8 protein-coding genes are annotated in these 8,149 nt (G+C 73.2%); all 8 read left to right on the top strand.

Annotation, left to right across the window (positions count from 1 at the left end; all coding sequences use genetic code 11):
- Positions 1-1,001, top strand: a 1,001-nt coding sequence (locus PINTE_RS19240) for an AAA family ATPase (protein WP_157087385.1), incomplete at its 5' end; no start/stop codon positions are given.
- 182 nt (positions 1,002-1,183) lie between these two features.
- Positions 1,184-1,828: a hypothetical protein gene (locus tag PINTE_RS24035; protein WP_217996649.1), complete on the top strand. Its 645-nt coding sequence runs from the start codon at positions 1,184-1,186 to the stop codon at positions 1,826-1,828.
- A 97-nt stretch (positions 1,829-1,925) separates the two neighbouring features.
- Positions 1,926-3,077 (top strand): signal recognition particle-docking protein FtsY, encoded by a 1,152-nt coding sequence (gene ftsY, locus PINTE_RS19230; RefSeq protein WP_068433933.1) that lies wholly within the window; start codon positions 1,926-1,928, stop codon positions 3,075-3,077.
- 218 nt (positions 3,078-3,295) lie between these two features.
- Complete coding sequence (locus PINTE_RS19225) at positions 3,296-3,979, top strand: urease subunit gamma (RefSeq protein ID WP_068433931.1); 684 nt, start codon at positions 3,296-3,298, stop codon at positions 3,977-3,979.
- Positions 3,979-5,673 (top strand): urease subunit alpha, encoded by a 1,695-nt coding sequence (locus PINTE_RS19220; RefSeq protein ID WP_281178981.1) that lies wholly within the window; start codon positions 3,979-3,981, stop codon positions 5,671-5,673. Before PINTE_RS19225 ends, PINTE_RS19220 begins: the two co-directional genes overlap by 1 nt.
- Positions 5,660-6,388 carry an urease accessory UreF family protein gene (locus PINTE_RS19215; protein ID WP_084343822.1) on the top strand — a complete coding sequence of 243 codons (729 nt, stop codon included), beginning with the start codon at positions 5,660-5,662 and terminating at the stop codon, positions 6,386-6,388. The genes PINTE_RS19220 and PINTE_RS19215 overlap by 14 nt, the downstream gene beginning before the upstream one ends.
- Before the next feature lie 85 nt (positions 6,389-6,473).
- Positions 6,474-7,247, top strand: a complete 774-nt coding sequence (gene ureG / locus PINTE_RS19210) for an urease accessory protein UreG (protein WP_157087384.1) — start codon at positions 6,474-6,476, stop codon at positions 7,245-7,247.
- Positions 7,244-8,125, top strand: coding sequence for an urease accessory protein UreD (locus PINTE_RS19205; protein WP_084343821.1), 882 nt, complete (start codon positions 7,244-7,246; stop codon positions 8,123-8,125). Before ureG ends, PINTE_RS19205 begins: the two co-directional genes overlap by 4 nt.
- Positions 8,126-8,149: the final 24 nt, after the last annotated feature.

Raw genomic sequence — 8,149 nt, 5'->3', positions numbered from 1 at the left:
CCCGCCGGGCCGCGGCCAAGGTCGACGCCTCCGCCGCGATCGCGGCCGAGCGCCGCGCCCAGCTCGACGCGCAGCGCGTCGAACAGGCCTCCCAACTGGGTCGGATCCGCACCGCCGTCGACGAACTCGCCACCGAACTGGGCCGGCTCACCGACACCGTGCATCGCGACGAGCTGGCCCGCGCCCAGCAGCGACTGCGCATCGAGGCGATGCAGACGAAGGCCGTCGAGGAGCACGGCATCTCGCCCGACGTGCTCGTCGACGAGTTCGGTCCGCACCTGCTCATCCCGCCGGTGCCCGACCCCGACGTGCCCGAGCCGGGCGACCCGGTGCCGTTCGTGCGCGACGACCAGGAGAAGCGTCTCAAGCGCGCCGAGCGCAAGCTCGCCCAGCTCGGCCGCATCAACCCCCTCGCCCTGGAGGAGTTCGCGGCGCTGGAGGAGCGGCACAGCTTTCTCGTCACCCAGCTCGAAGACCTGCGCACGAGCAAGCGCGACCTGCTCGACATCGTCAAGGAGGTCGACGAACGGGTGCAGCAGGCGTTCGCCGAGGCGTACGCCGACACCGCCGTGCAGTTCGAGCGCGTGTTCGCGCGGCTGTTCCCCGGCGGCGAGGGGCGGCTCACGCTCACCGACCCGCACGACATGCTGACCACCGGCATCGAGGTCGAGGCCCGGCCGCCCGGGAAGAAGATCAAGCGGCTCTCGCTGCTCTCCGGCGGCGAGCGCTCCCTGACGGCCGTCGCGCTGCTCGTCGCGATCTTCAAGGCCCGGCCGAGCCCGTTCTACATCATGGACGAGGTGGAGGCGGCCCTCGACGACACCAACCTCGGCCGGCTCATCACGCTCTTCGAGGAGCTGCGCGACTCCAGCCAGCTCATCGTCATCACCCACCAGAAACGCACGATGGAGGTCGCCGACGCGCTCTACGGGGTGACCATGCAAGGAGACGGGGTGACCACCGTGGTCAGCCAGCGCATTCGCGAGCCGCAGCCGGCCTGAGCTGGTCGCGCGGGCCGTCCGGCGTTTGCGCACGGCCGCCGGTGAGCAGCCGCCGGCGACCGTGAATCTCTTGTCGGGCCAGGCCGACTGGGCGGTCAACCGTTGCCCAGTTGTGATGAATCCGGCGGGCGTGGAGGCTTGCGAGCGGGCCGTCGTCTGCCGATCTGGAGACCGTGCTCATCATGCTCTCCCTCGTCTTCGCCCTCGGCATGACCGGGGCCGTCGTCCTCCTCCTCGTCACGATCCCCGCGACCCGCGAAGGCCGCGGGCCCTGGACCTGGTGGGCCCACAAGCGCGCCGAACGCGCGCAGCGCCTCCTCGATCGACCCGTGCCGACCGCCGAAGAGCGGTTCGCCCGCGGATTCTCCCTGCGCCGTCTCCTCGGCGTCGTCTTGCACGCCCTGCCCCGCCGGCGCCGCCGCAGCATCCCGCGCTTCGTCACGCCGGGGGAGCGCGCGTCGCAGCCCCGTAGTACCGCGACCGCTCCGGCCGGCAGCCACGCGCCGGCCGCGCCGACCGAGCACGTCGAGCACGTCGAGCACATGGAGCACAGCGAAACCACCAAGACCGGCGGGCCGGGCGCGCCGGGCGAGCCGGTCGAGAGCGTCGAGCCGGTGCAGCCGGCGCCGCGACCGCGCCGCGGCAAGGTGGAGGGCCTGCCGGTCGTGGCCCAGGTCGAGGCCCATCGCATCGCGGGCGAGGAGAGCGACGAGGCAGGCGGCGACGTCGTCGTGCTCGTCAAGAAGGAGATCCCGCGGCCGCAGGTCATCGAGGCCGACCCCATCGACACGGACATCGTCAACCCGCGCATCCTCGCCCGTTCCTGATCGTGCCGGGCCGGGCGATGCGGGGCTCAGATCGTCGAGGAACACCCGCACCGCCCGGGCGCGCGAGCCTGGCGGCTTTGCCAGACTGGGCACCGTGATGGACACCGTTCTCGACTTCCTCTACAGCGTCTGGGGCATCGTCGTCCTCGTCGGCGTGCTGCTCGTCGGACTCCTCGTCGGCTTCCTGCGACCCGGCCGCCGGCGGGGGCACGGCCGGCACGAAGCCGGTGGTGTTCCTGCCGACGTCGACGTCAGCGCACCGCAGACGGGCGAGGACGAGACCGGGCAGCGCGAGGCGCCGAAGCGACCGACGCTGGAGCGTCCGGAGCGCGCCGGCGGGCGTATGCAGCGACTGCGGGCCCGGCTGGCCCGCTCCAACAACGCCTTCGGCCGGGCGCTGCTCGCGCTGCTGAGCACCGGGCACCTCGACGACGACGCGTGGGAAGACGTCGAAGACACCCTCATCGCCTCCGACCTGGGTGTCGAGGCGAGTGCGCAGCTCGTCGAGAAGCTGCGCACGCGGGTGCAGGTCGAGGGCACCCATGACGAGGCGCAGATGCGGGCGTGGCTGCGTGAGGACCTCATCGAGCTCATCGACCCGGCCATGGACCGGCGCATCGCCTCACGTCGCATCGACGACCGGCCCGCGGTCATCCTCGTCGTCGGCGTCAACGGCACCGGTAAGACCACGACCGTCGGCAAGCTCGCCCGCGTCATGGTGGCCGAGGACCGCAAGGTGCTGCTCGGCGCCGCCGACACGTTCCGCGCCGCGGCGGCCGACCAGCTGCAGACGTGGGGCGCCCGCGTCGGGGTCGACACGATCCGCTCCGACAAGGAGGGCGCCGACCCTGCGGCCGTCGCGTTCGACGCGGTCAAGGCCGGACAGGAGGGCGACGCCGACGTCGTCCTCCTCGACACCGCGGGCCGCCTGCACAACAAGGCGAACCTCATGGACGAGCTCGGCAAGATCAAGCGGGTCGTCGAGAAGCGCAGCCCGATCGACGAGGTGCTGCTCGTGCTCGACGCGACGACCGGCCAGAACGGTCTCAAGCAGGCCGAGGTGTTCGCCCAGGTCGTCGACGTCACCGGCATCGTGCTCACCAAGCTCGACGGCACCGCCAAGGGCGGCATCGTCGTCGCCGTGCAGCGACTGCTCGGCGTGCCCGTCAAGCTCGTCGGCCTCGGCGAAGGACCCGACGATCTGGCTCCCTTCGACCCGGCCACCTTCGTCGACGCCCTCCTGGACTGACCCGACCCGGCCCCCAAACAAACCCGCCGAAGGCTGCCCTTTCGGTCGAGGGCTCGTGCTACAGCCGTAGCCCTCGACCGAAAGGGCAGCCTTCGGCCACGTGAGGGGGGCTTCGCCGAGTGAGGGGTGAGCGTCGGCCGGGTGGGGTGGCCTGGGGCGACGCCTGGCGGAGACCGGTTCGTAACATCCCGGCAACAAACGGTTCTTAGCGTGCTTGCATGCATCTGAGTCCGGCGGACACCGAGAAGCTGTTGCTCTCCGTCGCGGGCATGGTGGCTCGCGACCGGCTGGGCCGCGGGGTGCTGCTCAACTACCCGGAGTCGATCGCGCTGCTGTCGACGTGGGTCATCGAGCGCGCCCGGGACGGTCACTCGGTGCCGGACCTCATGGAGGCGGGGCGGCACGTGCTCGCCCGCGACCAGGTGATGCCCGGGGTCGCCGAGATGATTCCCGACATCCAGGTCGAGGCGACCTTTCCCGACGGGCGCAAACTCGTCACCCTGCACCACCCCATCGGTGAGCCGGACGAGGCGCCCGAGGAACTCGACGGGCCAGAGGAGTTCGAGGACGCGCCGGCCCCCGGGGCGCTGCGCGTCGAGGGCGGCGAGCTCGAGCTCAACGCCGACCGCGGGCCCGACGAGCGGCTCACGCTGACCGTCGTCAACACCGGAGACCGACCGGTGCAGATCGGCTCCCACCTGCACCTGCCCGACGCCAACACCGCCCTGGAGTTCGACCGGGCCGCCGCGGCCGGATTCCGCCTCGACATCGCCAGCGGCACGAGCGTGCGCTTCGAACCCGGCGTCTCCCGCGACGTCGACCTCGTCGCCCTGCGCGGCCGCCGCGTCGTCGCCGGCCTGCAGCTGCCCGACGACACCAGCGACGAGAACGAGGACCGCTGATGCGCATCGACCGCCACACCTACGCCTCGCTGTACGGCCCCACCGCGGGCGACCAGGTGCGCCTCGGCGACACCGACCTGTGGATCGAGGTCACCGAAGACCGCACCGCCGGGGGCGAGGAGGCCGTCTTCGGCGGCGGCAAGTCGATCCGCGAGTCGATGGCCCAGGGCGGCGCGACCCGCGCGCAGGGTGCGCTCGACACCGTCATCACGAACGCGATCGTGCTCGATCACTGGGGCGTGATCCGCGCCGACGTCGGCATCCGCGACGGCCGCATCGTCGCCCTCGGCCGCGCCGGCAATCCCGACATCGCCGACGGTGTGCACCCCGACCTGCTGATCGGCCCGAGCACCGATGTCATCGCGGGGGAAGGGCGCATCCTGACCGCCGGTGGCATCGACATGCACGTGCACTTCCTGTCGACGAGCCAGGTGCACGAGGCCCTCGCGGCGGGCCTCACCACGCTCGGTGGCGGCGGCACCGGCCCGTCGGAGGGCTCGAAGGCGACGACCGTGACCCCCGGTGCCTGGCACCTCGCCTCGGTCATGCAAGGCCTGGACGGGCTGCCGATCAACCTGCTGCTCATGGGCAAGGGCAATACGGTCAGCGCCGAAGGACTGGCCGAACAGGCGCTCGGCGGCGCCGCCGCCTACAAGTGCCACGAGGACTGGGGCTCCACGCCCGCCGCGATCGACGCCGCCCTGCGCGCCGCCGACGAGCACGGCCTGCAGGTCACCCTGCACTCGGACTCCCTCAACGAGTGCGGCTACGTCGACTCCACGCTGCGGGCGATCGGCGGCCGCTCGATCCACGCGTTCCACACCGAGGGCGCCGGAGGCGGTCACGCCCCCGACATCATGTCGATCGCCTCGCACCCCAACGTGCTTCCGGGATCGACGAACCCGACGCTGCCGCACACCGTCAACACGGTCGCCGAGCACCTCGACATGCTCATCGTGTGCCACCACCTCAACCCGAAGGTGCCGCAGGATCTGGCGTTCGCCGAGAGCCGCATCCGGGCCACGACGATCGCCGCCGAAGACCTGCTGCACGACCTCGGGGCGCTGTCGATGACGAGCTCGGACGCCCAGGCGATGGGCCGCATCGGCGAGGTCATCACCCGCACCTGGCAGGTCGCGCACGTCATGAAGGCCCGCTACGGCTCGCTCGGGCAGAGCCAGCCCGCCGACAACGAGCGCGCGCGCCGCTACGTCGCGAAATACACGATCAACGCGGCGATCGCGCACGGCATCGACGCGGTCGTCGGCTCGATCGAGCCGGGCAAGCTCGCCGACCTCGTGCTGTGGGACCCGCGGTTCTTCGCCGTGCGCCCCGACGTCGTCCTCAAGGGCGGCGCGATCGCCTGGGCCGGCATCGGCGACCCGAACGCCTCGATCCCCACCCCGCAGCCGGTGCTCATGCGGCCGGCCCTCGTCGCCGACGCGGCCCCGGGCTACACGTTCACCTCGCCGGCGGCGGTCGCCGACGGCCTGGGGGAGCGGCTCGGCCTGCGCCGGGCGTTGCACGCCGTGGCATCGACGCGGGGCGTGGGCAAGGCGGATATGGTCAACAACAGTGCTGTGCCCGCCATCGACATCGACCCGGAGACGTTCGCGATCCGGATCGACGGCGACCTCGTCGAGCCGCACCCCGTCGATGAACTCCCATTGGCCCAGCGATATGCGTTGTTCTGAGTTTCCCCGCCCCGCGGATCCGGACGTCGACACAGCGGTCGGCGCGGATCCCGCACTGCAGTACGCCCTCATGCTGCTCGCCGACGCGCGGCTGCCCGCCGGCGGCCACGTCATGTCGGCCGGGCTCGAACCGGCGCTCGCCGCCGGCGTGACGGCCGAGGAGATCCCCGCCTACCTGCGCGCCCGGATGGCCACGACCATGCGCGTCGACGCCGCCACCGCCGTCGTCGCCCGGCACGCCTGCGAGACCGACTCCGACCTCGGCCCGGTGGCGCACGCCTGGGCGGCCCGCACCCCGGTCGCGGCGCTGCGCGACATCGGCCACGTCGCCGGACGCGGCCTGTACCGGGTGTTCGCGCACATCGAGCCGGTCGCCGCGGCCCGCCTGCGACCCCTCGTGCGAGACCGCATGGCCTGGCGCCCGGTCGTGCTCGGCGCCCTGGCCCACGCCCTCGGGCTGGCCGCCCCCCAGACCGCCCTGCTCGTCGCCTACGACGACGTGCAGACCGTGACGTCCGCGGCGCTCAAGCTGCTGCCGCTGGACCCCCTGGACACCCTCGCCTGGTCGCTCGCGGCCCGGGCCGGTGTCACCGAACTCGTCGGCGACACCGCCGGCCTCACCGACGCCGCCGACATCCCCGCCGACAGCGCCCCGCAACTCGAGGCGTGGCATCGCGCCCACGCCAGTGCCGATAGGAGACTGTTCCGTGCCTGAGCGACCGCGCACCTACCAGACGCCCCGCCCGGTCCTGCGTTCGATACCCGACCATTCGACAGGCTCGACGGGCCCGACGCGCCCGATGCGTCTCGGCGTCGCCGGACCGGTCGGCACCGGCAAGTCGTCGCTGATCGGCCTGCTGTGCCGCCAGCTCGCCGACGAGCTCTCCCTCGGCGTCATCACCAACGACATCTACACCGACGAGGACGCGCGCATGCTGCGGGCCGCCGGGGTGCTCGACCCGGCCCGCATCCGCGCCGTCGAGACCGGCGCCTGCCCGCACACCGCGATCCGCGACGACGTGACGATGAATCTGCTGGCCGTCGAGGACCTCGAGCGCGACTTCGCGCCGCTCGATCTCGTGCTCGTCGAGTCCGGCGGCGACAACCTCACCGCCACCTTCAGCCCCGCGCTCGTCGACGCCCAGATCTTCGTGCTCGACGTCGCCGGGGGAGGCGACGTGGTGCGCAAGGGCGGCCCCGGCATCGGCCGCGCCGACCTGCTCGTCATCAACAAGACCGACCTCGCGCCCCACGTCGGCGTCGACGTCGGCCTCATGACCAAAGAGGGCCGGCTGGCCCGCGACGGCCGCACCGTCATCCCGCTCTCGCGCACCGACGAGGAGTCGGTCGCGCAGCTGCGCGAGTGGGTGCTGCGGATCCTCGACCGGTACCGCACCGGCCGGCACGTGGCGCTCGACCCCGGGCCGATGGCGCCGCACGTGCACGCCGACGGCACCGTGCACAGCCACCAGGACGCCGAGTCGGACCACACGCACGACCGAACGGACGAACACGACGGCAGCGGCGGCGGCTCGAACGTCGGCCACCCCGGGCGGGTCGCCTCCGTGCGGTGACGACCACCCACCCCCGCGCTTCCTCCCCGGAACCGAACGCGGCCCCGCCTGCCGCGCCCCCTGCCCCTGGCCCGCCCGCCGCGGCATCGGGGCCCGCCAAGCCCGATGCGCTCGCCAAGCCCGGTGCGACAGCCGAGGCCGGCGATCACGCGACGCTGCTGCGGGTCACCCGCGGTCGCGGGGGCCGGCTGCGCGTCGACACCCGCGCCGGCCTGCTCGTGCCGCGTCTCGTGCGCGTCGAGGGCGACACCGCGCACGTCGTGCTCCTCGCGGCGGGCGCCCTGCTGCTCGCCGGCGACGAGGTGCGCCTGCGGATCGAGGTGGGTGCCGGCGCGCGGGTGCGCCTGTCCGACGTCGCCGCCACCGTCGCCTACGACGGCCGCGGGGGCACCGCCTCCTGGCGGGCCGAGCTGGCGGTCGACGGCGAGTTGAGCTGGCACTCCGAGCCGTTCGTCGTCGCGCAGGGAGCGGTGGTGCGCCGCGACCTCAGCGTCGACGTCGCCGCCGGCGCCCGGCTGTGGCTGCGCGACACCCTCGTGTTCGGCCGGCACGGCGAGACCGGCGGCCGGCTCGACTCCCGCACCCGGGTGCGCCACGACGGCCGCGAGGTGCTCGCCGAAGACCTCCGCCTCCCGCCCGCGGGCCGCGAGCTGCCCGGGGTGCTGCGCGGCGTGCGCGTCGTCGATCAGATCGTCGAGCTGGGGCCGTACGGTCCGGCCGGCGACCCTGTCGGCGACCCTGCGGTCGCCCCGGCCGGCGAGGACCAGCCGCCGGCCGGCGTCCTGCGCACCGACCTCCCCGTGCCCGCGGGCTACGGGAGCCTGACCCGCTGGCTCGGCACGCAGACCCACGCCTCGCCGCTGCCCCCGCGGGCGTAGCGGGCGTCAGAGGCGCGCGCGGCG

The organism is Piscicoccus intestinalis NBRC 104926 (assembly GCF_001515525.1).
Lineage (GTDB): Bacteria > Actinomycetota > Actinomycetes > Actinomycetales > Dermatophilaceae > Kineosphaera > Kineosphaera intestinalis.
Note: the sequence above shows the minus strand (reverse complement) of the source record. Positions and strands in the feature narration are given on the sequence as shown.

Excerpts from the sequence above, each read along its gene's own strand:
- PINTE_RS19225 (WP_068433931.1), top strand. The coding sequence starts at position 3,296 with ATGCATCTGAGTCCGGCGGACACCGAGAAGCTGTTGCTCTCCGTCGCG.
- ureG (WP_157087384.1), top strand. The coding sequence starts at position 6,474 with ATGCGTCTCGGCGTCGCCGGACCGGTCGGCACCGGCAAGTCGTCGCTG.
- PINTE_RS19220 (WP_281178981.1), top strand. The coding sequence starts at position 3,979 with ATGCGCATCGACCGCCACACCTACGCCTCGCTGTACGGCCCCACCGCG.
- ftsY (WP_068433933.1), top strand. The coding sequence starts at position 1,926 with ATGGACACCGTTCTCGACTTCCTCTACAGCGTCTGGGGCATCGTCGTC.
- PINTE_RS19215 (WP_084343822.1), top strand. The coding sequence starts at position 5,660 with ATGCGTTGTTCTGAGTTTCCCCGCCCCGCGGATCCGGACGTCGACACA.
- PINTE_RS24035 (WP_217996649.1), top strand. The coding sequence starts at position 1,184 with ATGCTCTCCCTCGTCTTCGCCCTCGGCATGACCGGGGCCGTCGTCCTC.